Origin of the sequence: Sphingomonas sp. BLCC-B65 (assembly GCF_028550675.1) — a bacterium.
In the GTDB taxonomy this organism is placed as follows: Bacteria; Actinomycetota; Actinomycetes; order Actinomycetales; family Microbacteriaceae; genus Microbacterium.
Window position 1 is genome coordinate 185,992 of the sequence record NZ_JAQQGL010000002.1, and the last position, 24,315, is coordinate 210,306.

Consider the following 24,315-nt stretch of genomic DNA (forward strand, 5'->3'; position numbering starts at 1 on the left):
CGAGGAGAATGCTGGGGGCATGCGCCGCATCGTCGCCGCCCTCGGGCGGTATCCCGTGATCACCGCGACCGTCGTCGTGGGCATCGTCGCCGCTGCACTGGTCGGCGCGGGGCAGGGCGGGTGGGCGACCGCGATCACCACCGCCTACGTATCGGCGATCGTCGTCTGGACGATCATCGGCATGGTCCGCGACGTGATGCGTGGTCATGTCGGGCTCGACGTGCTCGCCGTCGTCGCGATGGTCGCGACCCTCGCTGTCGGCGAGACGATCGCGGCGCTGATCATCGTGCTCATGCTCTCCGGGGGCGAGGCGCTCGAAGACTACGCGGGCCGTCGCGCGACGCGCGAGCTGACGGCGCTGCTGGATCGCGCACCGCAGATCGCGCACGTGCGCCGTCCGGGCGCCGGTGACGAGACGCGGGACATTCCCGCCGACGAGGTCGCCGTCGGCGACGAGCTTCTCGTGCGGCCGGCCGAGGTCGTTCCGGTGGACGGCACCCTCCTGTCGGAGGAGGCGAGCTTCGACGAGTCGTCGCTGACCGGCGAGAGCATGCCGGTCACACGCACCGCCGGCCAGACCGTGCTCTCGGGTGCCGTCAACGGATCGCGGGCGATCCGCGTGCGCGCTCTCCGGCGCAGCGCCGACAGCCAATATCAGCAGATCATCGCTCTCGTGCGTGCCGCGCAGGAATCGCGCGCTCCGATGGTGCGCCTGGCCGACCGATTCGCGATCCCCTTCACGGCGGTCTCGCTCGCCATCGCCGGAGCGGCGTGGGGACTGTCGGGCGACTCCGTCCGGTTCGCGGAGGTGCTCGTGCTGGCCACACCCTGCCCGCTGCTGATCGCGGCTCCGGTCGCCTTCCTCGGCGGCATCTCGCGCGCGGCGAAGGCCGGCATCATCGTCAAGGGAGGCGCCGTCATCGAGCAGCTGGCACGCGCGCGCTCCGCCGCCTTCGACAAGACCGGAACCCTGACCCAGGGCCGGCCCGTGCTGGTCGATGTGCGCCCCGCGCCCGGGATCGATCCCGAACGGCTGCTGACGTGGGCGGCGTCGGCCGAGCAGTACTCCGCCCATGTGCTGGCCGACGGCATCCGCCGCGCCGCGTCTGCGCGCGGCATCGTGGTGGAGCCGGCCGACGACGCGCACGAGGAAGCGACCAACGGGGTGACCGCCGTGATCGGCGGACGGCGCGTGGTGGTCGGAAAGCCGGCCTACGTCGCGTCGCTCGCACCCGACACCACGCTCACCGCGCTGGCTGCGGGGCAGGCGGCCGCGTACGTGGCCGTCGACGGCCGCTTCGCCGGAGCCCTCGTCCTCGCCGACGGCGCACGGCCCGAGTCGCGTGCCGTCGTGCGCTGGTTGCGCGGACACGGCGTGGAACGCGTCACGATGCTCACCGGCGACGCCCGGCCCACCGCCGACGCCGTGGCGGGGTCGGTGGGGGTCGACGAGGTGCACGCCGACCTGCTGCCCGCCGAGAAGGTGCATCTGGCCGCGATGATGACGCCGCGCCCCGTGCTCATGGTCGGCGACGGCGTCAACGATGCGCCGGTGCTCGCCGCCGCCGACATCGGCATCGCGATGGGCGCACGGGGAGCCACCGCCGCCGGCGACGCGGCGGACGCCGTCGTGCTGAAGGATTCGCTGACCAAGGTGGCCGAGGCGGTCGCGATCGGCCGCGACACACTGCGCGTGGCCTACGTCGCCATCTGGATCGGCATCGCCCTCAGCGTCGCGGCGATGCTGCTCGCGACGACCGGGCTGGTGCCCGCCGTCATCGGTGCGCTCGGACAGGAAGTGATCGATCTGGCGACCATCCTGTACGCGCTGCGCGCACTGCGCGGGCGTCGGTTCGATCTCTCCGACCCCGGCACCGACGTCGCGCCCGATGCCGCACACACGGCCGCACCCCCGCGATCGGTGCCCGTGGAGGCACAATAGGGGGTGGATGCCGCAACGCCGCGGCATCCACCGAGCACCGCCCACAAGGCCCGCCGAAAGAGGATGCGATGACGCACACCCTGCCCCTGCCCGATTTCTCCCACGAGCGCGTGGAGGTGACGACGGGCCCGCGCAGCGGACTGCTCATCACCGTCGCCCTGCACTCCTCGACGCTCGGGCCCGCCCTCGGCGGCGCCCGGATGTGGACCTACCCGCACTGGAGCGACGCCGTCGGCGACGCCCTGCGGCTGTCGGCCGCGATGACACTCAAGAACGCCGCGGCCGGGCTGGACGCCGGCGGCGGCAAATCCGTGATCTGTCTGCCGCCGGGAACGACGCTCGACGCCGATCGCCGGCGTGCGGCGTACCTCGACCTCGGCGACGCCGTCGACCGTTTCGGCGGCAGCTACCGGACCGCGGAGGATGTCGGGTCGACGACGGAGGACATGCTCGTCGTCAGCGAACGGACCGCGCACGTGGTCGGCCTGCCCGACGCCGTCGGCGGTTCGGGCGAACCCGCGGGCCCGACGAGCCTCGGCGTGTACGAGGCGCTGCGCGCCACGCTCGAGCAGGTGACCGGCACGCCCGAGGTCGTCGGGCGACGGATCACGATCTCCGGGCTCGGTCAGGTCGGCAGCCGACTCGCGGTCCGCCTCAGCGCAGAAGGCGCGGTGCTGACGGTGACCGACGTGAACCCCGCGAAGCGCACCCTCGCCGCCGAGCTCGGCGCACGATGGGTCGAGCCGGGCTCGGAGCACCTCATCGAGGCCGACGTCTTCGTGCCCGCGGGCATCGGCGGCGTGCTCGACGCCGACACCATCGACGCGCTCGCCGCGCGCGCCGTCTGCGGCCCGGCGAACAACCCGCTGGCCCACCGCTCGGGTGCCGATCGCCTCGCGGCGCGCGGCATCCTCTACGCACCCGACTTCGTCGTCAACGCGGGCGGCGTCGTGTACCTGGACCTGGAGGCGAAGCACCTGGGCACGCGCAGCCAGATCATGGATCGTGTCGCCGCGATCGGCGACACGATGCGCGCTCTCTTCGCCGATGCGGCCGCGCGCGACATCACACCGCTGGATGCCGCGGAAGAGCGCGCCGCCGAGCGCCTCGCGATCGGCCGTCGTGCTCGGGAGAGCGCCGTGCTCGTCTGACGCCCGCGTGGCGGCACGCGGTCTCGCAGATGTAGAGACCGCGTGCCGCATACGCGTCCGACGGTGGCATGATGGACGCACCCGGCAGCGTCGCCGGTCCGCGCGGGCATTCGCCGCCCGCCGTCGAAGGAGACCGCCGTGTTCACCAGCCCCTTCCCCGATGTCGAGATCCCGGACGTCAGCATCTACGACGACCTGTTCGCCGATCTCAGCGCGGATGACGCCGCGCGCATCGCCCTCATCGATCCGGCAACGGGCGCCGAGACCTCCTACGGCGCGCTCAAGACGCAGGTCGACGCCTTCGCCGGCGCGCTGGCTGCTCGCGGCGTCGGCACCGACACCGTGCTCGGTCTGCTCTGCCCGAACGTGCCGGCGTTCGCCACCGTGTTCCACGGCATCCTTCGCGCCGGCGCGACGGTGACGACGATCAACTCGCTGTACACCGCCGGCGAGATCGAGAAGCAACTGCGAGACGCCGGGGCCAGCTGGCTCATCACCGTGAGCCCGCTGTTGGGCGCCGCGCAGCAGGCGGCAGAGGCCGTCGGCATCCCCACCGAGCGACTCGTCGTGCTCGACGGTGCCGACGGGCATCCCGATCTGCGCAGCCTGCTCGGCGAGGGCCGTGCCGCGCCGGAGGTGTCGTTCGACCCGGCGACGCACGTGGCCGTCCTGCCCTACTCGTCGGGGACGACCGGCATTCCCAAGGGCGTCATGCTCAGTCACCGCAACCTCGTCGCGAACGTCGCGCAGTGTCGCATCAACATCGATCTCAAGAACACCGACCGCGTGCTCGCGGTGCTCCCCTTCTTCCACATCTACGGCATGACGGTGCTGCTCAATCTCGCGCTCAAGCAGCGGGCGACCCTGGTCACCATGCCCAAGTTCGACCTCGTGCAGTTCCTCACCAACATCCAGACCTACGGCTGCACGTACCTGTACATCGCTCCGCCCATCGCGGTGGCTCTCGCCAAGCATCCGATCGTCGATCAGTTCGACATCTCCACGGTGCACACCGTGTTCTCCGGCGCCGCGCCGCTCGACGGCGAGACGGCCGAGATCGCCGCGCGCCGCATCAACGCGCGCATGATGCAGGGCTACGGCATGAGCGAGCTGAGCCCCGTCTCCCACGCCATGCCGTATACGCGCGATGACATCCCGGTGAGCTCGGTGGGCACGATCCTGCCGAACATCGTGTGCAAGCTCGTCGACACCGAGACCGGCGAGGAGATCACCGAGATCGAAGACGACGGGCGCACCCGGCCGGGCGAGCTGTGGGTGCAGGGCCCGAACGTCATGCTCGGCTACCTCAACAAGCCCGAGGCGACGGCCGAGACCCTGGATGCCGACGGCTTCCTCCACACCGGCGACATCGCCGTCTACCACGACGGCGGCTACTTCTCGATCGTCGACCGCGTGAAGGAGCTCATCAAGTACAAGGGCTACCAGATCGCTCCGGCCGAGCTGGAGGCGCTGCTGCTGGGTCATCCGAAGGTGATGGATGCCGCGGTCATCGGCGTGCTGGACGACGACAAGCAGGAGATCCCGAAGGCGTTCATCGTGCCCGCGCCCGACTCCGGGCTCACCGCGGAGGAGGTGATGGGCTTCGTCGCCGACAACGTCGCGCCGCACAAGAAGATCCGCCGCGTCGAGTTCATCGAGTCGATCCCCAAGTCGACGTCCGGAAAGATCCTGCGCAAGGATCTGCGCGCCCGCGAACACGCCGGCTGACGGCATCCGCGCCGCTCGCGCACGGTGGTGGCCATGAAAGGGCCACGCTCGCGAGGTCGTGCCGGTCCTACCGTGGCCTCACCGGGGCGACGCGAGGAGACGGGCATGAAGACGATCGAGGTGATCGACCAGGTGGCGCGATCGTTGGGGGCGCGGGTGCGCCTGACCGGCAGCGCGTCGGGCGACCGACAGCCGGCGGCGGCGGTATCGGAGCCCGTCGCCGGTGCGCGGTTCGTCGATGTTGCCGTCGGTGTCGGATCACTGACCCTGCGCGTCATCGGTCGCTCGGCGGGCGACCTGGATTCGCGTGCCTGGGGTGTGGTCGACGCCGCCGTCCATCTGCTGGCACGCGCACACGGCGGCGACGGCGGCCGACGCGAGCGCGTCTGCGCCGCCCTGCTCGCCGGTGATGCCACCGCGCGCACCGACGCGCTGTGGGAGCTCCGCTCCCGGCGATGGGTCGTCGCGCCCGATGAACCGCTGCGCGTCTGGGCCGTGCTCGCGAACGGCGCCGGCGAGGTGGAACAGATCGCGCTGGGGCGCCGCCTCGCCGCAGCCTTGCCCGCGCCGACCGACTTCGTGGACATCGTCGACGACGCCGTCGTCCTGATCTCCCCCGCGACGGTCGACATGGCGGCCTGCATCGCCGCCGTCGAGCGCGAGAAGCGCGCGCACGCGGCGCGCCCGTCTGCTCTCGCGACCGCCGACTGCCCGCCCGATCGCGACGATCCGTTGCCGACGATCCGCCAGGCCCTGGATGCCGCGCGTCTGCGTGCCACGATGCCGCAGGCACTCGCGCCGCGGGCGGAAGATCTCGGTGGATGGATGCTGGTGCAGTCCGTCCCCGCCTCGCCGCGCCTGCTTCAGTTGGTCTCCCCCGCCGCGCACGCGCTGCTGACCGCCGGTGACGAGGTGCAGCGTCAGACCATCGAGGCCTATCTTGACGAGGCGGGCCGGGCACCCGATACCTGTGCCCGGCTGCACATCCACCGCACGACGCTCTACTACCGCCTCGAGCACATGCCCTCGGCGGTGCGCGAAGCGCTGGCCGACGGCCTGCAGCGCAGCACTCTGCACCTCGCGCTGAAGACCGCGAGACTGTGGGAGGCCCGACCCGAGCTGGCGTCGGCTTAGCGGGCGGCAGTCGGGCTGATCAGCTCGGCGAGGGCGGCGATCCTGATCGCCGGACCCGACGGCGCCGCCACGACCGTCATGAGCGTGCGGGAGCACCCGCGACAGCGCACGATCGCAGCATGCTCGTCGCGCTCCACGACGGCCTCGGCCAACGGTCCCGAGCGCGCGCAATGCCCGCACACGACGACGATCGAGGTCGGGTCGTCGGCGAACACGCCGGAGAGCATCCCCGCCAGTGCGTTGCCGTCGACTCGAGCGACGCGGCGCCCGACGGGCGTCGGGTGCGCCACGGCATCCGTCGTCATGATGACCCTCCGAATCTCTCCGTGCGAATCCGCGCCGGCTCGTGCCCGATGCGAACGAGCGCGTCGGCGACCGCCTCCACGAACGACGTCGGCCCGCACACGAAGACGGCGGGGCGCTCCGCGGGCGGCCAGCACAGCTGCGCCAGCTCGGCATCGGTGACGCGGCCTGCCGTTCGCGGCCACCCGGGCGGCGGCTGGCGTGTGTAGACCCACGACACCGTGAACGCGGCGGGTGGAAGGCGGGAGATCTCGTCGGCGTACATCGCGTCGTCTGGCGAACGGGTCGAGCAGAGCAGCCGGAACGGAGCCGCACCGTCGGCGACGGCACGCGCGCGAGCCATGGCCAGCAGCGGCACGACCCCCGATCCCCCCGCGATCAACTGCACGGGCGCGGGATCGTCCTCACGCCAGACGAAGTACTCGCCGAGGGGTCCCTTGACCTCGAGGAAGTCACCCGGCTGGACGTCGCGGACGAGGTAGGGCGACACCTCGCCGTCAGGCACCTCGTCGACCGCGAGCTCGACGAGCGGACCATCTCCGATGCTTGCGATCGAGTACGACCGTTCTGCCTGGTATCCGTCCTCAGCGGTCAGACGCACGTCGAGGTGCTGGCCCGGCAGATTGCCCGGCCAGGCGGGCACGTCCAGGGTGATCCGACGGGCATGTGCGGTGAGGGCGGCAACCGCGGCCACGTGGGCCGGAAGCCAGGCCGAGGCGCTCACCAGTAGCGTTCCTCCCGCCACGGATCCCCATGGAGGTTGTAGCCGTTCTGCTCCCAGAAGCCGGGATCGTCGCGTTCCTGCAGGACGAGCCCGCGCACCCACTTCGCGCTCTTCCAGAAGTAGAGGTGGGGCACGAGCAGTCGCGCGGGACCGCCGTGCTCGGGTGCGAGAGGAGCGCCGTCGAACTCGAAGGCGACCCACGCCCGTCCACCGCGGAGATCGACGAGCGGCACGTTGGTCGTGTAGCCGCCATAGGAGTGCGCCATCGCCGAGACGGCCGTCGTCGCGACCCCCTCCAGCAGCGTGTCGAGCGACACACCGCGCCATCGGGTGCCCAGTTTGGACCACCGGGTCACGCAGTGGATGTCGGTGTGGATGTCTTCGATCGGAAGCGCCTGCAGCTGCTCCCACGACCACGATGTCGTCTGCCCGGTCTCGGTGACCACCGAGAACTCCCACTCCTCGGTCGCGATCCGCGGCGTCGGACCCGCCGACAGCACGGGGAAGTCCGCCGTGAGGTACTGCCCCGGCGGAAGCTGCGCATCCGACTCGCGGCGGCGGGATCCGAAGCCTCTGCTGAACTCTGCCATGCTCGCCTCCTGGTGCGAATCTACCGCGAAGGCCCGGCGGAGGCTTTCGACGTCTGACGGATTCTGTCAGGACCTCAAGAGGGCCTCGCCCATCGCGAGCAGACGGGGCCGCGGCAGGGGAAGCCGGCTGAGGTGGATGACGGCCTGCGAGGCCAGCACCGCCTGCTCGGCGCGGGCGGCGACGTCGCGCGCGTGCAGCCGGCGCCCGGCGCGATGGGCGGTGTGGGCCAGCGCGGTCGCAACGGCCTCCTCCATCGCCGCGATCGTGACGGTGGAGATCTCGACCACTTCGGGGAAGCGCTCACGCAGTTCGGTGAGGCTGGTGAGCATGAGGCATCCGCGGCGGTCGGGGTAGGAGACGCAGTCGTCGACCACGCGGCGCAGGAATATCGCGAGCAGTTCGTCTCCGTCATCGGTGCTGTCCGACACGGCATCCGCCACGACATCGACGCGGCCTGCGCAGTACCGCCGGAAGACCTGAAGGAAAAGGTCGCGCTTGGAGCCGTGCGTCGCGTACAGGCTGCTGGTGGCGACACCGGATGCCGCAGCGATGTCCTCGACGGAGGTGCGATCATATCCGCGCGTCCAGAAGAGCTCCTGCGCGGCATCCAGGAGCTCGTTCTCGTCATATCGCCGGGGTCGACCCACGGTGTCGAACGTACTCCGTCGGCGGGTGGACACCTCACGGATCGGTCCGGATCCGGCGCATTCCTGTCCGTTTGCGCCCCACGCTGAGGGCGACGCGGGATCCACAATTGGAATGCCCTCTCCAAAACCCCGAGGAGAACGATGGACGGCACGCGCAACCCTCTCGCCGAGTTTCTGCGCGACCGCCGCGAATCGCTGAGCCCCGAGAGCGTCGGTCTGGCCGCAGAGCGGGGGCGACGGGTGGCCGGCCTGCGACGCACGGAGGTCGCCGATCTCGCCGGCATCAGTGCGGACTACTACCTGCGCTTGGAGCAGGGGCGCGGCCACCAGCCGTCCCAGCAGGTGCTCTCCGCGCTCAGCCGCGCGCTGCGGCTCGACCACTACGGAGACGAGCATCTGCGGCGCATGGCCGCGCTGGCAGCCGGACATGCCGAACCGGCGGCGACCGGCCAGATGCCGTCGGGTGCTCTCGACCTGCTGCGCCTGCACCGTGATACGCCCGCCTACATCTCGAATGCGACGATGGACGTCGTCGCGGTCAACCGGCCCGGTCTCCTCCTGGCACCGGGTGGGCTGCGTCCCGGCATGAACCTCGTGATGTCGGTGTTCGCCCACTATCCCGACCCGCACTCCGAAGCGCACTGGGAGCGCACGGCGCGCGCCCTCGTCGCATCGCTCAGATACCACGCGGATCCACGCGATGCGAGGCTCCGCCAGATCGTCGCAGCGCTCGGCCGCACCGACGACCGGTTTCGGCGCATCTGGGGCGCATGCGGTGTCGGGCCGCAGTTCAACGCGTGGCCGATGGTGTACATCGACGCACACGGTTGGGTGACGCTGCGTGCCGAGTCGCTCACGCTCGCCGGGGCGGCGGGGTGGACGATGACCCTCTTCTTCGCTGAGCCGCAGACACCCGGTGTCGCCGCGCTGGCGGATCTGGTGCGCGACGCGAACAGGGCGCCCGCGGACGGTGACCCAGCGCAGGCCGTGGCGGTGGCCGCGGAGCTCGACCCGATCTGCGTCGACGATGATGCGGATGCCGAGGAGATCGCGTCCTGAGCCAGCGGTCTAGACCGATGCGGTGCGGCGGAACCGGCGCTGATACTCGGAGGGCGTCATGCGGTACTGCGCCGCGAAGGCGCGCCGAAGCGCCACGACGGAGGGAAACCCGGCCGACGCCGCAGCTTCGGTGACCGCCGCCCCGGACTCGAGCAGTCCGACGGCGATCGACAGGCGCACCGCGGCGACGTAGGAGGCGGCCGTCGCGCCCAGCTCGTCACGGATGACGCGGGTCACGTGTCGCGTGCTGACGTTGACGTGCGCGGCCAGCTCGCCCACCGTCAGCGGGCGCGTCGGGTTCTCGGCGACATACGCCGCGATGGCGGCGCCCAGCGACGTGCGCGGCGTGCGGGCGCGCAGCGGTGCCGAGAACTGCGCCTGACCGCCGGCTCTGCGCATGTAGACCAGAAGGCCCTGCGCCACCGTGCGGGCGACGTCCGCGCCGAGGTCGTCTTCCACGAGACACAGCGCGAGGTCGATGCCGGCGGCGACGCCGGCGGACGTGAAGACCTCACCCTGCCGCGTGAAGAGATGTTCGGCATCCACGCGCACGGCCGGGTGTCGACGAGCCAGCTCGTCCGCGAACTTCCAGTGCGTGGTCGCGGGGCCGCCGTCGAGCAGACCCACGGCGGCGAGGCCGAAGGCGCCGCTGCAGATCGACGCGACGCGACGCGCCCGACGCGACAGCAGGACGATGGCGGCGCGCAGCTCGGCGTCGTCGAAGACGTCCGGCGCCCACTCGCTCCCGGGGACGACGATCGTGTCGAGGGGACCACTGTCGGATGCCGCAGCGTGGACGCCGAAGGCGAGACCCATGCTCGTCATGACATCTGCGCCCGACGCGGAGAGGAAGACGAGATCGTACGTGTCGGCGGTCAGATTGGCCTCGGCGAACACCTCCGCCGGACCGATCACATCGAGCGCCTTCACGCCGTCGAAGAGCAGGAAACCGATGCGACGACGTGCAGCGGGCACGGTGTCTCCCTTCTCGCCGCGACGCGGCACGTGCCATTGTCCCCCGCCCGGCGCCGACACGCCCGCGCAGGCGCTCGACAGATGTCGAGCCGCCTTTTCGACAGTCGGCCCTGCCTCGCTGCGGCCACGGCTGCCTACGGTGGCCGGGCGGGAGCGGATCGGCATCGGGTCGACGCCCCGCGCAGAGAGGGAGCCGGCCATGACCGAGACACCGACCATCGTCCTCATCCACGGCGCATTCGCCGACGCGGCCAGCTGGGCCCCCGTCACCCGCGCCCTGCTCGATCAGGGAATGCGCGTCCGCGTTCCCGCCGTCCCCAATCGCAGTCTCATCGGCGACTCCGCCTACATCCGCTCCGTCGTCGAGCAGATCGACGGCCCCGTGCTGCTGGCCGGTCATTCGTATGGCGGGGCGGTCATCACGGTCGCGGGCATGGCCGAGAACGTCGTCGGACTGGTCTACGTCTCCGGATACGCACTCACGGAGGGTGAGAGCCTCGGAGAGCTGCAGGGCGGCTTTCCCGACTCCGACCTCGCCCAGCACCTGGTGTACACGCCGTTCCCCGTCGACGGCGGCGAGCCGGGCACGGACGTGACGGTCGAGGTGGATGCCTTCCCGGAGGTGTTCGCCCACGGCGTCGCCCTGGCGCACGCACAGGTGCTCGCCGCCTCGCAGCGGCCCCTGGCGGCGCTGGCGTTCGGCGAGGGTGCGCCGGCGGCGGCATGGAAGACGAAGCCGGCCTGGGGAATCGTGTCGGCGGCGGATCGCACCATCAACCCCGACGTCGAGCGCTTCGGATACCAGCGCGCGGGACTGCGGAAGGTCGTGGAACTGGATGCACCGCATCTCGTGATGCAGACCCACCCCGTCGAGGTGGCGCGAGTGATCACCGACGCGATCGCCGAGATCGGCTGAGAAGAGTGGTCGGGCTCGCCCGCGTGGAGGGGGTCGACGGATGCCGCAGATCGATGTGAGTGCCGCACCCAGCGGCGACGGCTGCGCCGACTGCGAGGCGGTCGGCGGATGGTGGCTGCATCTGCGCCGCTGCGCCGCGTGTGGTCACGTGGGCTGCTGCGACTCGTCGCCGCATCGCCACGCATCGGCGCACGCGGCGGACTCCGGCCACCGCTACGTGCAGAGCTACGAGCCGGGCGAGAGCTGGTGGTGGGATTACGGCGCACAGACGGCGGTGATCGGTCCCTCGCTCGCGCCCCCGACGAGCCACCCGCTGGATCAGCCGGTGCCCGGCCCCGCCGATCGCCTGCCCGCCGATTGGGAGCTGCAGCTCATGCGCACGCGGGACGGTGCCTGACGCGCCGCCTCTGGTTGCCGGTTGCAGACGAAGGGGTGCCCGCCGGACGGCGGGCACCCCTTCAGCGAGCGGCGATGATCACTCGGCGGAGCTGAGCGACTTCGCGACGTGGGTGTGCACGGCCTTCAGCCACGAGACGAGGAACTCGGCGGTCGACTCGTCGGTGACCTCGCCGTCATCGGTGATGAGACCGTCGCGCAGGTGGATGTACGCCTCGGGCTGCGACAGCTCGGGCGAGGCGAGGAACGACAGGATCGAGCGCAGGTGCTGCTGGGCGACCGCGGTGCCGATCGCGCCGATGGAGGCGCCGATGACGGCCGACGGCTTGCCGGCGAAGCTGTTCTGTCCCCACGGACGGCTCGCCGTGTCGAGCGCGTTCTTCAGCACGCCGGGCACTGAGCGGTTGTACTCGGGGGTCACGATGATGACGGCGTCCGACGACTCGATCGAGGACTTGAACGCGGCGGCCTCGGCGGGGATCGCACCGTCGTTGTCGGCGGAGTAGAACGGCAGAGCGGCGATGGGCAGCTCGGTGAGGGTGAGGTCGGCCTGCGGCGCAAGGCGAACCAGAGCGTTCGCGAGGCGACGGTTGATCGAGGTCGACGAGATGCTGCCGATGATGATGCCGACGTTGTACGTGGTCATGCGGGTGATGCCTCCAAGTTGGATTCAGTTGCATACATCTTACGCACTCCGGCGGCCGCGGGTGCACGCTCGACGCGATCGAGCGGCCGCGCCGATCACCGGCAGGGCGGCCGCGCTCAGGATCGGCGCGTCGACTCGCCCTCGACGAGGCTGACCGCGAGAACCCGCGCAGACCCGTAGCCGGCCGGGCCGGCGCCGTTCATGGCTTCGTCCAGCAGCTCCAGAGCGCGCGCCGCGATGCCCGGCCAGTCCTGGCGGATGGTGGTGATGGTGGGCGACAGGCGCTGCGTCCACCCGATGCCGTCGTATCCGCACAGCAGCAGATCGCCGGGGATCGAGCGGCCCGCCTGCTGCGCCTCGAAGAGCGCACCGATCGCCTGCATGTCGCTCAGGGCGAAGACGGCGTCGACGTCCGGTGCCTCCTCCAGGAGCTCGGCCATACCCGCTTGTCCCCCGTCCATGCCGTAGAGCGACCCCGCGATCGTCACGGCGGATGCGGGAACCCCGCGATCTGCGAGCCCGGCGAGGAAGCCGTCGCGGCGCTCCTGCGTCGAGGGCAGGTAGCCGTGGCCGCCCACGAGGCCGAAGCGTGTGCCCCCGGCATCCACGAGGTGGTGCGCCGCCGCACGACCGCCGCCGAAGTTGTCGGAGCGCACCGAGCCGGCGATCAGCAGCGAGTCGGCCGGCTCGTCGCAGGTGACGATCGGCACGGGCGAGGCGGCGAGGCGGTGCAGTCCCGACCGCGGCGGACGCGAGGGCGAGACGATGATGCCGTCGGCGGTCTGCACGAGCGTTTCGAGGACGTCCAGTTCCTGGTCGGGCTCGTACCCCGACGAGGCCAGCACGATCGACCAGTCGCGCGCGGTACCCTCCTGCTCGAACGCGTGGGCCAGCTCGGCGTAGGCGGGATTGCGCACGTCCGGCAGCACGATGCCGACGGTGACCCGATCGGTGCGGGGGCGCGAGCGGGCACCTCCGCCGCGGGAGTAGCCGAGTCCGGCGGCGGCTTCGAGCACACGCTCGCGCAGCGCGACACTGACGCCGCGGCGTCCGCTGAGGGCGTTGGATGCTGTCGCGAGCGAGACGCCGGCCGCCGTGGCCACCTCTTGGAGGGTCGGCGTGCGCGCAGGGCCGTCCGTCGGCGTGCTGCGTTCCATCGCCCGACCTCCCGCGCGTGCGTCGGCCGCGTCGGCGCGCGACCCGTCACGAGTGTAGAGGAGGCCGGAGTCGGTCCTGTCTCGCCCCGTCATGAGAATTCCGACCGCAGCCGGCCGATCTCCCTCAGCACATCGGCGAGCGCGTCGGCCTGCGCCCGGAGGGCGGCCCGTCCCCACTCGGCGTTGGCTCCCGTCGGGTCGCCGATGGTGCCGGATGCCGAGACGTCCTCCGTGCGCCAGGGCAGCGAGATCGCCGCGAACGGACCGACCAGCGGCGTCAGGGCGCCCGCAGCGAGCTCGTCGGTGCGGGGCACCCCGTCGGGCGCGGCCAGCGGCAGGCGCACGGACGCGGGATCGACGGCGAGCAGCACGCTGGTCTCGTAGAAGCCGGCGTGCACGTCGACGTCGGGGCGGGGCACGGCCCCCGTCAGCTCCGGCGGCAACGGCAGCGCCGGCCCGTGCACGACGACGACCAGGACGCCGGTCTGGTCGCGGATCTCGCGCGCGACGACGTGGAGCAGTTCCGGGTTTCCGCCGTGCGCGTTGACGAACACGAGCGTGCGCACCCCCGCCGCCGCGACCGACCGCGCCACGTCGAGGCAGATCGCGCGCAGGGTCGTGGACGACAGGCTCACGGTGCCCGCGAACGAGGCGTGCTCGGGAGACGTGCCGTACGCCAGCGGCGGCAGCATCCACAGAGGCGGTACGCCGGCGATCCCCGCCGCGGCGCGCGCCGCGAGCACGTCCCGGGCGGTGTCGGCGAGCGCCGTCGCGATGACGGCGTCGGTGCTCAGCGGCAGGTGCGGCCCGTGCTGCTCGGTCGCGCCGATGGGCTGCACGGCGATGCCGCCCGCCGCGGCGAGGGCGGCGACGTCGACCCAGGTCGGGCTGCTCATCCGTGCAGGCCGATCAGGCTGCGAGCCTCGGCCCGCTGCACCGCGTCGTCGTCGTAGACGCCGCGACTCGACACCGAGTAGGCCTCGGAGCCCACCGTCCGCTCGCCTCGTGCCCACATGCACGCCTGCTCGGCCGACAGCACGACCAGCACGCCGCGCGCACCGATCGTGTCGACGACGGTCTGCGCGATCTGGTCCGCCAGCCTCTCCTGCATCTGCGGGCGCGCCGCCAGCACGCGGATCATGGCGTCGAAGTCGCCGATGCCCGCGAGCATCCGGTCCGGCAGGTAGGCGACCGACACGACGCCCTTGAACGGGAGCATGTGGTGTTCGCACACCGACGAGTACGGGATGTCGCGCACGACGACCGGCCCCGGGTAGACGCCTTCGATCGGCTCCCCACCACCGAGGGCGCGGATCGGGTCGCCGTGCAGACCGCTGAACAGATCGAGACCGGCCTGCGCCACACGGCGCGGCGTGTCGACGATGGTGGGATGATCGGCGTCGAGGCCGAGGGCGATCATGAACGCGCGATACGCGCGCTCGGCGGCGTCGAGATCGGCGGGGGCGCCGGTGGCGGCGACGGGGGTGAGAGCCATGGAACTGCCTACTTTCGCTGCGGCGGGGAGGGTGGATGCGGCGGGCACCGATCAGTGCAACACCGGTCAGTGGAACAGAAGGGCGGTGGCCCGGTCGACGTAGTGGTGGAACTCGGGGGTCGCCATCATGTCGATCGTGCGCGGACGCGGAAGGTCCACGTGGATGACCTCCTTGATCGTTCCGGGGCGAGGACTCATGACGGCGATGTAGTCGGAGAGCAGCACGGCCTCATGGATGCCGTGGGTCACCATGACCGCCGTGGCGCCCTGCTCGCTCCACAGGCGCTGGAGCTCGAGGTTGAGGCGCTGACGGGTCATGTCGTCGAGGGCGCCGAAGGGTTCGTCGAGGAAGAGCACGCTGGGGCGGAGGGCGAGGGCCCGGGCGATGGCGACGCGCTGGCGCATGCCGCCGGAGAGCTGCCACGGCTTGGCTCGGGCGAACTCCGTGAGACCGACCATCGCGAGCAGCTCCGCGATCCAGGCGCGATCGACGTCGACGCCGGCGACGTCGAAGGGAAAGCGCACGTTGGTCTCGACACTGCGCCAGGGCAGCAGAGCGTGATCTTGGAAAGCGATTCCCACCTGCTTCGCCTGGCGCAGCGCGGCCGGCGTCATCCCGTTGATGTGCGCCGCGCCGGCGGTGGGGGTGTCGAGGTCGGCGAGGATGCGCAGGATGGTCGACTTGCCGCAGCCGCTCGGGCCGAGCAACGACAGGAACGAGCCGCGGGCCGTGTCGAGGTCGACGTCGGAGACGGCGGCGACCACTCCCGTCCGGGTGGTGAACTCGCGGGTCAGTCCTCGCAGGTGCACGCCGGAGTCGGCGGGCAGCGTTTCGGCGGGTCCGGCCGGAGCGGGACGTACGGACGACGTTCTGATCATGACGGTGCTCCTCGACGAATGACGGCGGACGGCGGGGGGAAGCGGCCCGACAGCACGAGCCGCTCCGCGAGGGCGACGAGGGCGTAGGCGGCGAGCGCGAGGGCGATCGTCACGACGACGAGGGTCCAGAGCAGTCCGTAGTCGGAGTAGGACTTGCTGGTGAGGAGGTTCGCGCCGAGTCCCTCGAACGAGAACAGGAACTCGTAGAGGGTCGCGGCCGAGATCGTCGCCGGCGCGGCGATCTTGAGCCCGGCGAACAGGAAGGGCAGCGCGCTCGGCACCTGCACCCGCCACAGCAGGGTGAGCCGGCCGCCGCCGTAGGCGCGCACGAGATCGACCGTCTCGGGCGAGGCCGACGCGAGGCCGGTCGTGACGTTCATCAGCAGCGGGAAGAAGGTGACGATGGCGGCGATGACCGCCGCCGTGACGATTCCCGCCCCGAAGACGGCGTAGATGACCGGGGCCATGGCGATGAGCGGCACGGTCTGCAGCACGAGCGCGATCGGCAGGAACGTGGTGCGAAGGCCGCGCGAGAGCGACATCGCGATCGAGCCGGCGAGGGCGAGCGTGACGCCGCAGACAAGACCGACGCCCGCGTGCATCAGCGTCACGCCGATCATCGGGACGAGTGCGGCGCGACGATCAGCGGCCTCGACGGGCTTGAAGCGACCGTCGACGAAAAGGTAGTCCACGACGTCGAGGGGCGTCTTGGTCAGATACGGGCTGACATGGCTGAGCGACACGGTGAGCTGCCACGCGACGAGCAGGACGACGAGCGTGGCGAGGGTGGTGAGCACGGATGCCGCCACCGGGCGCAGGCGGGTCATCGTGCTCCTCCCCCGAGGTGGCGGGTCCACGGCGCGATCACCGCGGCGACGGCGGCGAGCAGGGCGTACCCGAGGGCCGACACGCAGGCCGCGAGGACGGCGATGGCCCACATCCCGGCGTAGTCGCCGACGTACTGCTGGGAGATCAGCAGGCGCCCCATGCCGGCGTCGACGCCGACGGCGAAGAACTCACCGGTCATCGCCCCCAGGAAGGCGGCCGGCGCGCCGATCTTCAGCGCGGTCAGCAGCGCCGGCAGCGCGCTGATCAGTCGTACCCGCCGTATCGCCGTGAGCTCGGTGCCTCCGTAGACGTGGACGAGGTCGAGCTGGGCGGGGCTGGCGGCGCGAAGACCGAGCAGCACGCCGATGATCATGGGGAAGATCACGGCGAGCACCGCCAGTACGATGCTGACGGCTCGGGACCCCGACGGCGACATGATCACGACGATCGGGCTCACGGCGGCGACGGGGATGCATGCCGCGATGATGCCGAGCTGGGTCGCGAAGGCCTCGAGGGCGGGAACGAGGATGACGGCCGCGCCGAGCACCAGCGCGATGACGACGGCGATCGCGTATCCGCTCAGAGCGGCGCCGGCGGTCGCGGCCAAGCCCGACCAGTACCCGGCATCCGTGAGGTTCTGCGCGACGCGTGCCAGTACGGCGCCCGGTGGCGGGATCGCGCCAGGCGTGCCGTTCTCGCGCGTGAAGAACGCGACCGCGACGAGTTGCCAGGCCGCGACGACCACGACGATCGCGACGACAACGGTGAGTGCGGCCGTCGCGGCGGGGCGGGAGGGCCGCGCGAGTCGGAGGGACGGAGCGGTCATGTCATCTCCTGTCGCGAGAAGGGAAGGGGAAGGACTGAGTGACGGATGCCGGGGCGCGTTCGGGTCGCCCCGGCATCCGTCGGTGTCACCGCTACGGGGCGGCAGGAACGCTGAAGCCCGGGATGAGATCCGGGTTCTCGGCGTACAGCTCGCTCAGCAGCGACGTGTCGAACTGCGACGCGTCGGCGGTGATGCCGGCGGCGCCGAGAGAGGTGACGGCCTGCGTCACCAGATCGGGTGTCAGCGTGAAGATGCCGTTCTTGACGGTGTCGCTGGTCAGCATGAAGCTCGGCAGCACGGTCGCACTGGACAGCTGGAGTGTGGCGTCGAGGTCGTTGTCCTTTCCGCCGTACTCCATCGCGATGTCGGCGATGCCCTGAGGACCGGCGGCGAGGGCGGCATTCCAGCCTTCGATGACGGACTTCATCATCGCCTTGACCTCGTCGCGGTGGTTGGTGAGCATGTCATCGCTCACGACGATGGCGTCGCCGAACTGGGCGTAGCCGGCGTCGCTGAAGCTGAGGGTGACGACGTCGCCGCCGGCCTGCTTCACCGCGATCGGGTAGTTCGTCAGGAAGCCGACGAGGGCGTCGACATCCCCCTTCATGAGCGGATCGATGCCGTTGGGAACCGAGACGAAGGTCACCGTGTCGGCGGGCAGCTTGTTGGCCGCCAGCACCGCCTCGACCGCGAGCTTGCCACCCGCGTCGACGCCGATCTTCTTGCCCTTGAGGTCGGCGACCGAGGCGATGGGGTTGGCTTTGAGCGACACGAAACCGACCGGGCTCTTCACGAACTGGGCGCCGATGATCTTCAGCGGCGCACCCCCCTGGATGGCGCCGGTGATGCCGGTGAGGTCGGAGGCGAGCCCGATGGTGGCGTTGCCGGCCAGCACGGTGTCCCACGGGTTCGTGGTGCCGCCGCCGGCGATGATGTCGACCGACGAGAAGCCGTTCTTGGTGTAGTCGCCGTTCTTGTCGGCGTAGTAGTAGCCGGCGAACTCGTAGTTCTTGATCCAGCTGAGGGCGACCCCGCCGGTGCCGAAGTCGGCGGTTCCGGCGGAGCTGGTGGATGCCGCCGGCGTGCTCGCGCAGCCGGAGAGCAGGGCGGCTGCGGTGACCGCGGCTGCCAGGGCGGTGGTGAGGCGAGTACGACGGGTGAAGCGGGCGGAGCGTGTGGAGCGGGAGGAGCTGTGCGCCGTATCGGATGCGGCGCGCGGAGTCGGGTGCGTCACTGTGAGACCTCCATCTCGTTCGCGGGACACCCCAAACGTAAAGCTTTTACATTTCGTGAATCGCGTCGAGGTGTTTCACGGGTGTTACTGTTCAGCCAGTCCGGCCCCAGGTGGGTGGGAGCAGTCGGCCTCATCGCCGCCGGCACCGGAATCTTCATTCTGATCCGCGTCATCGGCGAGGGCATCCGGATCCTGACCACCGGCGCGGCGGGGTTCGACTTCTGAGAGCCGCACGCGACCGCCAACGAGGAACGGCGCCTCTCCTGCAGGAGAGACGCCGTCTGTGGTGGACCTAAGGAGATTCGAACTCCTGACCTCCTCGATGCGAACGAGGCGCGCTACCAACTGCGCCATAGGCCCTTGTATGTCCTCAACATTATCACGCGTCTCGGACCCCGCTTGCACCGGCAGGATGGAGGCATGAGCCCCACCCCTGCTGACATCGATGTCGTTCGCAACGTCCGGCTGTGGTCGCACCCGAGCGACGCGGTCGATCTCCGTATCGCCGGCGGGATGATCGGCGCGGTCACGCCGACGTCCGACGACACCGCCGTGGACACCGCCGGGAACGTCGTCAATGGACGCGGACTGCTCGCCCTGCCCGGTCTCGTCAACGCGCACGCGCATATCGACAAGTCGTGGTGGGGACTGCCATGGCAGTCCTACGGCGGTGAGGGGACGACCGAGGGCCGCATCCGTCACGAGCGGGCCCACCGCGACGAGATCGGGATACCGTCGGCAGAGATCACCGGCAACGTCCTCGAGCAGTTCGTGACCCACGGCACCACCGCGATCCGCACGCACGTCGACGTCGATCTGGGGCTCGAACTGCGCGGCATCGAGGCCGTGCGTGAGGCCGTCGCCGGCTACGACGGTGCCCTGGCCGTCGAGATCGTGGCCTTCCCGCAAGACGGTGTGCTGCGCCGCCCCGGCGTGCTCGCCCTCCTCGACCGCGCCGCGCGCGAAGGCGTCGAGCACATCGGCGGGCTCGACCCCGCCACGATCGATCGCGATCCCGTCGGGCAGATCGACGCCCTGCTCGCACTGTCGGCCGACCATAGCGTCGGCGTCGACATCCACCTGCACGACCCCGCCGAGCTGGGGGCTTTTCAGATCGAGCTCATCCTCGAGCGCGTCGAGCGGTTGGGTCTGCACGGCCGCGTCAACGTGGCACACGGCTTCGCGGTCGCTCAGCTCGACGGCATCCGACGCCGCGACCTCCTCGCGCGGATGGCCGCACTCGGCGTCACGATGACCACCGTCGCGCCGCTCCGACTCCCCCAGCTCCCGTTGCACGAGCTCGATGCGGCCGGTGTCGCCTTCGGGTTCGGCACCGACGGCATCCGCGACCTGTGGAGCCCCTACGGCACCGGAGACCTGCTCGGTATCGCCTGGCAGTACGCGCGCGCATCGAGCATCGTGCGCGACGACGACCTCCTCCGTGTCGTCGAGATCGCGACGGGCGCCTCCGCCCGCTTCGCCGGCCTGGCGACGAATCGACTGCAGGCAGGAGACCGCGCCGACATCGTGCTCGTGGATGCCGAGAACGCCATGGACGCCCTCGTTCGCACGCCGCGACGCGAGGTCGTCATCGGCCGCGGACGCCTCCTGGTCGGCTGAGCCGACCGGTCGGTGTCATCAGCCGGTGCTACTGACCGGAGGCGCGGCGTTCCAGCAGGCGGCGCACATGAGCCTCGATGGCGGCGTCGCCCGCGGCCGCTCCGCCGACGAGCTCGTCGTCGTGGGCCGCAGGCCGCGGCTGCAGCGTGACGGGACGCTGACGCTCGGCACGCGCGCGCATCGCTTCCTCGACGGCGCCGCGACGCAGCGCTTCGCGGGCGTCCGCCTCGTCGAGCACCGCGGCGGCACGTGAGCCGGCCGACACGGTGAGCGGCCGCGGAAGCGCTCGCGGCACCCACGAGCTGCGCTCGGCTTCCAGAGCCACGTCCTGCACGTCGGCTGCGACGCGTTCGATCGGCGCGACCGCCTCGCGGACGACCACGCGACGCTGCACGCGCGACATCCGCTGCAGCAGCAGGGCGCAGCTCACGAACAGCACCCCGGCCAGCCAGAGCATCAGCTGCGCGCCGGTCGTGGCCAGCTGGACGCCGCCCCACGCGCCCAGCGCGAGAGCGGCGACGGCGACGAGAGTGACGACGAGGCGTGCCCGCCGACGAGCCTGGGCACGACGGATCTCGGGACGCGCGCGCTCGCGAGCGGCCGCACGCGCGGCGGCCTCGCGGGCGGCCGCGGCCTCGGCGCGCGCCTGCAGTTTGGTGACTTCGAGCTCGGCGCGTACGCGGGCGAGCTCGGCCTGCTCGCGCTCTGTCTGGGCCTGACGGGCCAGTCGCTGCTGGGCCATCGCCGTGCGCGCGTTGAGCTCGAGCCGCACTTCCTGCGGGGTCTCACTGGTCTCGGCGAGTACACGCAGCGCCTGATTCAACCGCACCGCGTTGCGCTCAGCGGCATTGAACTGGTGTCGGCCGTGCCACGACGGCAGAAGGTAGATCATCCACAGCGCCACGGCAACGAGGACGACCACGCCGCCGCCGAGAACCTGTCCACCCATGTCCCCCACGGTAGGGCCGAGGCGACGCGATCGGGCGACATCCGACCGCGTGTCTGACCTTCATGTCGAACCTGAAGGTTTCGCGGCCTCCTGCCGCGCTGCGACGGGTCAGCCGGCGGGGCGGTCGGTGAGCGGCACGGTCGCCGCGCTCTCGGGCGCGCGACCCTGCAACCACCGCTGCAGCACGCCTTCGGGAACCTCCTCGCGCACCAGCGCGAACGCGTAGTGGTCGCGCCAATCGCCCGCGATATGGATGAATCGCCGCCGCAGCCCCTCGTAACGGAAGCCCAGCTTCTCGACGACCCGCAGACTCGCCCGATTCTCCGGACGGATGCAGATCTCCATGCGGTGCAGCCCGAGCTCACGGAAGCACACGTCGGTCGCCAGGCCGACCGCGGTCGGCGTGATGCCCCGGCCGGCGAACCGCTCGCTCACCCAGTACCCGATCGTCGCCGACGACAGCGACCCGCGGGCGATTCCCCAGACGTTCAGCTGTCCGGCGAGCTCGCCGTCGTACTCCATCACGAAAGGCATGCCGCCACCGTCGCGGTACTGCTGCAGCAGGCGACGGATGCCGAGGCGCATATCGAACGAGACGGGACCGTCGGGGCTGGTCGCCTCCCACGGCCGCAGCCACGAACGGTTGCTCATCAACTCCGACTGCAGCACGCGCGCATCGCGCTGCTTGATGAGTCGGATCGCGATCGGACCGTGCTCACGGGGAGCCGTCAACTCCATCGGCACCCCTCACCTCGGCCGCTCAGGATCAGCGTCAGAGCTTCTCCGCAAAGTCCTTCAACCAGGGCCGCAGCTCCGGACCGAGATCGTCGCGGTCGGCGGCCAGCTGCACGATGGCCTTGATGTAGTCCACCCTATCGCCGGTGTCGTAGCGGCGACCGCGGAACACGACGCCCAACACGCCGTCGGTGACGGCCAGCTCCTGGAGGGCGTCGGTGAGCTGGATCTCGCCGCCCTTGCCCGGCTCGGTGCGCTCGAGGATGTCGAACACGCCCGGTGTGAGGACGTACCGACCGATGACGGCGTAGTTGGAGGGGGCATCCTCCTTCTTCGGCTTCTCGACGAGGCCCGTGACGCGGACCACATCGGGATCGTCGGTGGGCTCGACGGCGGCGGCCCCGTACAGGTGGATGTGGTCGGGGTCGACCTCCATGAGGGCGATGACCGTGAGGCCGGACGCCGCGTTCTCCGCCAGCATCTTCGACAGCAGCTCGTCGCGCTCGTCGATCAGGTCATCGCCGAGCATGACCGCGAAGGTCGCGTCTCCGACGTGGTGACGGGCGCGCAGCACGGCGTGGCCGAGACCCTTCGGCTCGCCCTGGCGGACGAAGTGGATATCGGCGAGCTCCGTCGAGCGCTGCACACTGAGAAGCTTGTCGTGCGCACCCTTGGTGAGCAGGTTCGACTCGAGCTCGGGCACGGAGTCGAAGTGGTTCGAGATGTTGTTCTTGTTGCGGCCCAGGATGATCAGCACGTCATCGATACCGGCCGCCACCGCCTCTTCGACGACGTACTGGATGGCCGGCTTGTCGACGACGGGCAGCATCTCCTTCGGCATCGCCTTGGTGGCGGGAAGGAACCTCGTGCCGAGACCCGCAGCGGGAATGACGGCCTTGATCGCAGGAGCTGACATGACCCACACCCTACCGGCGCGCACCACCGCGCCCGTGACCGTCGCGGTCGTGCATGTCGGTGCGCCGCCTACAATCGGACCATGACCGACGGCATCGACGATGCGAAACGCGCACTGCGCGCCGACCTCCGCGAGCGCCGTCAGCAGCGTTCCGAAGCGATGCGCTCCGCCGACGCCGCCGGCGTCAAGACTCAGCTCGACGCGCTGATCGCCCGCACCGGCGCACGCTCGATCTCCTGCTTCCTCTCTGCTCCGACCGAGCCGGGCACGCACGAGTTCGTCGCCGACGCCGTCGCGCGCGGCATCCGGGTGCTGCTGCCGATCACCCGCGCCGACGGACTGCTGGACTGGGTGGTCGCCGAGCCCGGCGCCGACATTGCGGAGGGCCTGTTCGGCATGCCCGAACCGGTCGGCGAGGTGCTGAGTCCGCTGGCCGTCAACGATGTCGATCTGCTCGTGATCCCCGCCGCTGCCGTCGACCGTTCCGGCATGCGCCTGGGATGGGGACGGGGCTACTTCGACAAGACCCTCGGTTCGATGCAGCACTGCCCGCCCGTCTATGCCGTCGTCTTCGACACCGAACTGCTGGACGAGGTTCCCCGCGACCTCCACGACCAGCCGGTCACCGGTGTCGTGACCCCCACCCGCACCGTCGACCTCGCGTCGCCGCAACGCTGAGCCCTTCCCGGAGGAGACCATGCCCACCTACGCCTATGCCTGCACGCAGTGCGGACACCGCTTCGATGCCGTGCAGTCCTTCTCGGATGCCGCATTGACGCAGTGTCCCGAGTGCGGCGGTGCGCTGCGCAAACAGTACGGATCCGTCGGGGTCACCTTCAACGGTTCCGGCTTCTACCGCACCGACTCGCGTTCGTCCACCTCCGGCGGGGGCGCTGGCGCCGGCGCATCGACTTCGACATCATCGAAGTCCGAGGCGAAGTCCTCGCCCGCTTCGTCGGGGTCGTGACCGGCGCACGCCGGAGAATCGGAGGAACCGTGATCAAGGGCTTCAAAGACTTCATCATGCGCGGCAACGTCATCGACCTCGCGGTCGCTGTCGTGATCGGTGCCGCGTTCACCGCCGTCGTGAACGCGATCGTGGCGTCCATCATCACCCCGCTCATCGAGGTGTTCTGGAAGCCGGGCGACAACGGTGTTCCCGGCATCCCGGTTCCCGCGGTCTGGGGCGGAACGGTCACCTTCCCGATCGGCGACCTGGTCAGCGCGCTCATCAGCTTCCTCGCGGTGGCGATCGTGGTCTACTTCGTGTTCGTGTTCCCGATGAACGCGTGGAAGGAGCGTCAGGCCGCCAAGGCCGGCGTCCCCGAAGACAAAGAGGAGAAGCTGCCGACCGAGCAGGAGCTGCTCATCCAGATCCGCGACCTGCTGGAGAAGAACTCCGCCCCGCGCTGAGCGCGTTTCGCGTCGTCGCTCTTCCGGTCGTTGAGCGAGCGCAGCGAGTCG

Annotated in this window: 28 protein-coding genes and 1 tRNA gene; 12 read left to right on the plus strand and 17 right to left on the minus strand. The window is 70.6% G+C overall.

Going from position 1 to position 24,315, the window contains the following annotated elements; translation table 11 throughout:
• Positions 1–19: 19 nt before the first annotated feature.
• The 4 genes from PP359_RS14215 (at position 20) to PP359_RS14230 (ending at position 5,955) form a co-directional block, all read left to right on the plus strand.
• Positions 20–1,942 carry a heavy metal translocating P-type ATPase gene (locus PP359_RS14215; RefSeq protein ID WP_499250893.1) on the plus strand — a complete coding sequence of 641 codons (1,923 nt, stop codon included), beginning with the start codon at positions 20–22 and terminating at the stop codon, positions 1,940–1,942.
• A 68-nt stretch (positions 1,943–2,010) separates the two neighbouring features.
• Positions 2,011–3,093, plus strand: a complete 1,083-nt coding sequence (locus PP359_RS14220) for a Glu/Leu/Phe/Val dehydrogenase family protein (protein WP_499250894.1) — start codon at positions 2,011–2,013, stop codon at positions 3,091–3,093.
• Between the two features lie 138 nt (positions 3,094–3,231).
• The gene (locus tag PP359_RS14225) at positions 3,232–4,821 is read left to right on the plus strand and encodes an AMP-binding protein (protein ID WP_499250895.1); all 1,590 of its coding nucleotides are present in this window, start codon (positions 3,232–3,234) and stop codon (positions 4,819–4,821) included.
• A gap of 105 nt (positions 4,822–4,926) precedes the next feature.
• Complete coding sequence (locus PP359_RS14230; protein WP_378792301.1) at positions 4,927–5,955, plus strand: helix-turn-helix domain-containing protein; 1,029 nt, start codon at positions 4,927–4,929, stop codon at positions 5,953–5,955.
• Here PP359_RS14230 and PP359_RS14235 read toward each other — a convergent pair.
• From PP359_RS14235 to PP359_RS14250, 4 genes are all read right to left on the minus strand, one after another.
• A complete protein-coding gene (locus tag PP359_RS14235; RefSeq protein WP_036290207.1) occupies positions 5,952–6,260 on the minus strand; it encodes a DUF6510 family protein in 309 nt (102 codons plus the stop codon). The genes PP359_RS14230 and PP359_RS14235 overlap by 4 nt on opposite strands.
• Positions 6,257–6,982 carry an FAD-binding oxidoreductase gene (locus PP359_RS14240; RefSeq protein WP_112931084.1) on the minus strand — a complete coding sequence of 242 codons (726 nt, stop codon included), beginning with the start codon at positions 6,980–6,982 and terminating at the stop codon, positions 6,257–6,259. Before PP359_RS14240 ends, PP359_RS14235 begins: the two co-directional genes overlap by 4 nt.
• A complete protein-coding gene (locus PP359_RS14245) occupies positions 6,979–7,572 on the minus strand; it encodes a sulfite oxidase-like oxidoreductase (protein ID WP_036321443.1) in 594 nt (197 codons plus the stop codon). Before PP359_RS14245 ends, PP359_RS14240 begins: the two co-directional genes overlap by 4 nt.
• Positions 7,573–7,638: 66 nt before the next feature.
• On the minus strand, positions 7,639–8,220 hold the full coding sequence (locus PP359_RS14250) for a TetR/AcrR family transcriptional regulator (protein ID WP_051039661.1): 582 nt from the start codon (positions 8,218–8,220) through the stop codon (positions 7,639–7,641).
• Between the two features lie 141 nt (positions 8,221–8,361).
• Here PP359_RS14250 and PP359_RS14255 point away from each other — a divergent pair, with 141 nt between their 5' ends.
• Positions 8,362–9,279: a helix-turn-helix domain-containing protein gene (locus tag PP359_RS14255; protein ID WP_378792298.1), complete on the plus strand. Its 918-nt coding sequence runs from the start codon at positions 8,362–8,364 to the stop codon at positions 9,277–9,279.
• Positions 9,280–9,288: 9 nt separating this feature from the next.
• Here PP359_RS14255 and PP359_RS14260 read toward each other — a convergent pair whose 3' ends face one another.
• Positions 9,289–10,254 carry a GlxA family transcriptional regulator gene (locus tag PP359_RS14260; protein ID WP_036321465.1) on the minus strand — a complete coding sequence of 322 codons (966 nt, stop codon included), beginning with the start codon at positions 10,252–10,254 and terminating at the stop codon, positions 9,289–9,291.
• A gap of 199 nt (positions 10,255–10,453) precedes the next feature.
• Between PP359_RS14260 and PP359_RS14265 the strand changes: the two genes are divergently transcribed.
• Both PP359_RS14265 and PP359_RS14270 read left to right on the plus strand, forming a co-directional pair.
• On the plus strand, positions 10,454–11,170 hold the full coding sequence (locus PP359_RS14265; protein WP_295775890.1) for an alpha/beta fold hydrolase: 717 nt from the start codon (positions 10,454–10,456) through the stop codon (positions 11,168–11,170).
• A 40-nt stretch (positions 11,171–11,210) separates the two neighbouring features.
• Positions 11,211–11,567, plus strand: coding sequence for a UBP-type zinc finger domain-containing protein (locus PP359_RS14270; protein WP_112931080.1), 357 nt, complete (start codon positions 11,211–11,213; stop codon positions 11,565–11,567).
• A 78-nt stretch (positions 11,568–11,645) separates the two neighbouring features.
• On the opposite strand, the gene PP359_RS14275 is transcribed toward PP359_RS14270, so the two are convergent.
• The 8 genes from PP359_RS14275 to PP359_RS14310 form a co-directional block, all read right to left on the minus strand.
• Positions 11,646–12,212: an NADPH-dependent FMN reductase gene (locus PP359_RS14275; protein WP_036321432.1), complete on the minus strand. Its 567-nt coding sequence runs from the start codon at positions 12,210–12,212 to the stop codon at positions 11,646–11,648.
• A gap of 116 nt (positions 12,213–12,328) precedes the next feature.
• Positions 12,329–13,369 carry a LacI family DNA-binding transcriptional regulator gene (locus tag PP359_RS14280; protein ID WP_162722393.1) on the minus strand — a complete coding sequence of 347 codons (1,041 nt, stop codon included), beginning with the start codon at positions 13,367–13,369 and terminating at the stop codon, positions 12,329–12,331.
• Positions 13,370–13,458: 89 nt separating this feature from the next.
• Positions 13,459–14,265 carry a creatininase family protein gene (locus PP359_RS14285; RefSeq protein ID WP_499250896.1) on the minus strand — a complete coding sequence of 269 codons (807 nt, stop codon included), beginning with the start codon at positions 14,263–14,265 and terminating at the stop codon, positions 13,459–13,461.
• Positions 14,262–14,864, minus strand: a complete 603-nt coding sequence (gene folE, locus PP359_RS14290) for a GTP cyclohydrolase I (RefSeq protein ID WP_499250897.1) — start codon at positions 14,862–14,864, stop codon at positions 14,262–14,264. Before folE ends, PP359_RS14285 begins: the two co-directional genes overlap by 4 nt.
• Positions 14,865–14,930: 66 nt before the next feature.
• Entirely contained in the window at positions 14,931–15,743 is an 813-nt protein-coding gene (locus PP359_RS14295) for an ABC transporter ATP-binding protein (protein WP_499250898.1), read from the minus strand.
• Positions 15,740–16,570, minus strand: a complete 831-nt coding sequence (locus tag PP359_RS14300) for an ABC transporter permease (protein WP_499250899.1) — start codon at positions 16,568–16,570, stop codon at positions 15,740–15,742. The genes PP359_RS14295 and PP359_RS14300 overlap by 4 nt, the downstream gene beginning before the upstream one ends.
• Positions 16,567–17,397 (minus strand): ABC transporter permease, encoded by an 831-nt coding sequence (locus PP359_RS14305; protein WP_499250900.1) that lies wholly within the window; start codon positions 17,395–17,397, stop codon positions 16,567–16,569. The genes PP359_RS14300 and PP359_RS14305 overlap by 4 nt, the downstream gene beginning before the upstream one ends.
• A 91-nt stretch (positions 17,398–17,488) precedes the next feature.
• Positions 17,489–18,631: an ABC transporter substrate-binding protein gene (locus PP359_RS14310; protein WP_499250901.1), complete on the minus strand. Its 1,143-nt coding sequence runs from the start codon at positions 18,629–18,631 to the stop codon at positions 17,489–17,491.
• An 81-nt stretch (positions 18,632–18,712) separates the two neighbouring features.
• On the opposite strand from PP359_RS14310, the gene PP359_RS14315 reads away from it, so the two are divergent.
• Positions 18,713–18,856 (plus strand): hypothetical protein, encoded by a 144-nt coding sequence (locus PP359_RS14315; protein ID WP_499250902.1) that lies wholly within the window; start codon positions 18,713–18,715, stop codon positions 18,854–18,856.
• A gap of 59 nt (positions 18,857–18,915) precedes the next feature.
• Here PP359_RS14315 and PP359_RS14320 read toward each other — a convergent pair.
• A tRNA-Ala gene (locus PP359_RS14320) sits at positions 18,916–18,991 on the minus strand.
• Between the two features lie 60 nt (positions 18,992–19,051).
• On the opposite strand from PP359_RS14320, the gene PP359_RS14325 reads away from it, so the two are divergent.
• Complete coding sequence (locus tag PP359_RS14325; protein ID WP_499250903.1) at positions 19,052–20,251, plus strand: amidohydrolase family protein; 1,200 nt, start codon at positions 19,052–19,054, stop codon at positions 20,249–20,251.
• A 28-nt stretch (positions 20,252–20,279) separates the two neighbouring features.
• On the opposite strand, the gene PP359_RS14330 is transcribed toward PP359_RS14325, so the two are convergent.
• The 3 genes from PP359_RS14330 to galU form a co-directional block, all read right to left on the minus strand.
• Positions 20,280–21,200: a hypothetical protein gene (locus PP359_RS14330; protein WP_499250904.1), complete on the minus strand. Its 921-nt coding sequence runs from the start codon at positions 21,198–21,200 to the stop codon at positions 20,280–20,282.
• Between the two features lie 108 nt (positions 21,201–21,308).
• Positions 21,309–21,938 carry a GNAT family N-acetyltransferase gene (locus PP359_RS14335; protein ID WP_499250905.1) on the minus strand — a complete coding sequence of 210 codons (630 nt, stop codon included), beginning with the start codon at positions 21,936–21,938 and terminating at the stop codon, positions 21,309–21,311.
• Positions 21,939–21,972: 34 nt separating this feature from the next.
• Positions 21,973–22,851, minus strand: coding sequence for a UTP--glucose-1-phosphate uridylyltransferase GalU (galU, locus tag PP359_RS14340; protein ID WP_036316299.1), 879 nt, complete (start codon positions 22,849–22,851; stop codon positions 21,973–21,975).
• Positions 22,852–22,932: 81 nt separating this feature from the next.
• Here galU and PP359_RS14345 point away from each other — a divergent pair, with 81 nt between their 5' ends.
• Genes PP359_RS14345 through mscL form a run of 3 tightly spaced genes read left to right on the plus strand, consistent with a single transcriptional unit; the run spans position 22,933 to position 24,264 of the window.
• Positions 22,933–23,529 carry a 5-formyltetrahydrofolate cyclo-ligase gene (locus PP359_RS14345; RefSeq protein WP_016464579.1) on the plus strand — a complete coding sequence of 199 codons (597 nt, stop codon included), beginning with the start codon at positions 22,933–22,935 and terminating at the stop codon, positions 23,527–23,529.
• Positions 23,530–23,548: 19 nt separating this feature from the next.
• Positions 23,549–23,818 carry an FmdB family zinc ribbon protein gene (locus PP359_RS14350; RefSeq protein ID WP_039412030.1) on the plus strand — a complete coding sequence of 90 codons (270 nt, stop codon included), beginning with the start codon at positions 23,549–23,551 and terminating at the stop codon, positions 23,816–23,818.
• Positions 23,815–24,264 (plus strand): large conductance mechanosensitive channel protein MscL, encoded by a 450-nt coding sequence (gene mscL / locus PP359_RS14355; protein ID WP_499250906.1) that lies wholly within the window; start codon positions 23,815–23,817, stop codon positions 24,262–24,264. The genes PP359_RS14350 and mscL overlap by 4 nt, the downstream gene beginning before the upstream one ends.
• The last annotated feature ends 51 nt before the right edge of the window (positions 24,265–24,315 follow it).

What these genes read in the sequence shown, in the direction of transcription:
- PP359_RS14285 (WP_499250896.1), bottom strand. Translation starts at nt 14,265, where the DNA reads ATGAGCAGCCCGACCTGGGTCGACGTCGCCGCCCTCGCCGCGGCGGGC.
- PP359_RS14280 (WP_162722393.1), bottom strand. Translation starts at nt 13,369, where the DNA reads ATGGAACGCAGCACGCCGACGGACGGCCCTGCGCGCACGCCGACCCTC.
- PP359_RS14335 (WP_499250905.1), bottom strand. Translation starts at nt 21,938, where the DNA reads ATGGAGTTGACGGCTCCCCGTGAGCACGGTCCGATCGCGATCCGACTC.
- PP359_RS14350 (WP_039412030.1), top strand. Translation starts at nt 23,549, where the DNA reads ATGCCCACCTACGCCTATGCCTGCACGCAGTGCGGACACCGCTTCGAT.
- PP359_RS14300 (WP_499250899.1), bottom strand. Translation starts at nt 16,570, where the DNA reads ATGACCCGCCTGCGCCCGGTGGCGGCATCCGTGCTCACCACCCTCGCC.
- galU (WP_036316299.1), bottom strand. Translation starts at nt 22,851, where the DNA reads ATGTCAGCTCCTGCGATCAAGGCCGTCATTCCCGCTGCGGGTCTCGGC.
- PP359_RS14230 (WP_378792301.1), top strand. Translation starts at nt 4,927, where the DNA reads ATGAAGACGATCGAGGTGATCGACCAGGTGGCGCGATCGTTGGGGGCG.
- PP359_RS14220 (WP_499250894.1), top strand. Translation starts at nt 2,011, where the DNA reads ATGACGCACACCCTGCCCCTGCCCGATTTCTCCCACGAGCGCGTGGAG.
- PP359_RS14235 (WP_036290207.1), bottom strand. Translation starts at nt 6,260, where the DNA reads ATGACGACGGATGCCGTGGCGCACCCGACGCCCGTCGGGCGCCGCGTC.
- PP359_RS14305 (WP_499250900.1), bottom strand. Translation starts at nt 17,397, where the DNA reads ATGACCGCTCCGTCCCTCCGACTCGCGCGGCCCTCCCGCCCCGCCGCG.
- PP359_RS14345 (WP_016464579.1), top strand. Translation starts at nt 22,933, where the DNA reads ATGACCGACGGCATCGACGATGCGAAACGCGCACTGCGCGCCGACCTC.
- PP359_RS14215 (WP_499250893.1), top strand. Translation starts at nt 20, where the DNA reads ATGCGCCGCATCGTCGCCGCCCTCGGGCGGTATCCCGTGATCACCGCG.
- PP359_RS14265 (WP_295775890.1), top strand. Translation starts at nt 10,454, where the DNA reads ATGACCGAGACACCGACCATCGTCCTCATCCACGGCGCATTCGCCGAC.
- PP359_RS14275 (WP_036321432.1), bottom strand. Translation starts at nt 12,212, where the DNA reads ATGACCACGTACAACGTCGGCATCATCATCGGCAGCATCTCGTCGACC.
- PP359_RS14245 (WP_036321443.1), bottom strand. Translation starts at nt 7,572, where the DNA reads ATGGCAGAGTTCAGCAGAGGCTTCGGATCCCGCCGCCGCGAGTCGGAT.
- PP359_RS14330 (WP_499250904.1), bottom strand. Translation starts at nt 21,200, where the DNA reads ATGGGTGGACAGGTTCTCGGCGGCGGCGTGGTCGTCCTCGTTGCCGTG.
- PP359_RS14325 (WP_499250903.1), top strand. Translation starts at nt 19,052, where the DNA reads ATGAGCCCCACCCCTGCTGACATCGATGTCGTTCGCAACGTCCGGCTG.
- folE (WP_499250897.1), bottom strand. Translation starts at nt 14,864, where the DNA reads ATGGCTCTCACCCCCGTCGCCGCCACCGGCGCCCCCGCCGATCTCGAC.
- PP359_RS14255 (WP_378792298.1), top strand. Translation starts at nt 8,362, where the DNA reads ATGGACGGCACGCGCAACCCTCTCGCCGAGTTTCTGCGCGACCGCCGC.
- PP359_RS14270 (WP_112931080.1), top strand. Translation starts at nt 11,211, where the DNA reads ATGCCGCAGATCGATGTGAGTGCCGCACCCAGCGGCGACGGCTGCGCC.
- PP359_RS14295 (WP_499250898.1), bottom strand. Translation starts at nt 15,743, where the DNA reads ATGATCAGAACGTCGTCCGTACGTCCCGCTCCGGCCGGACCCGCCGAA.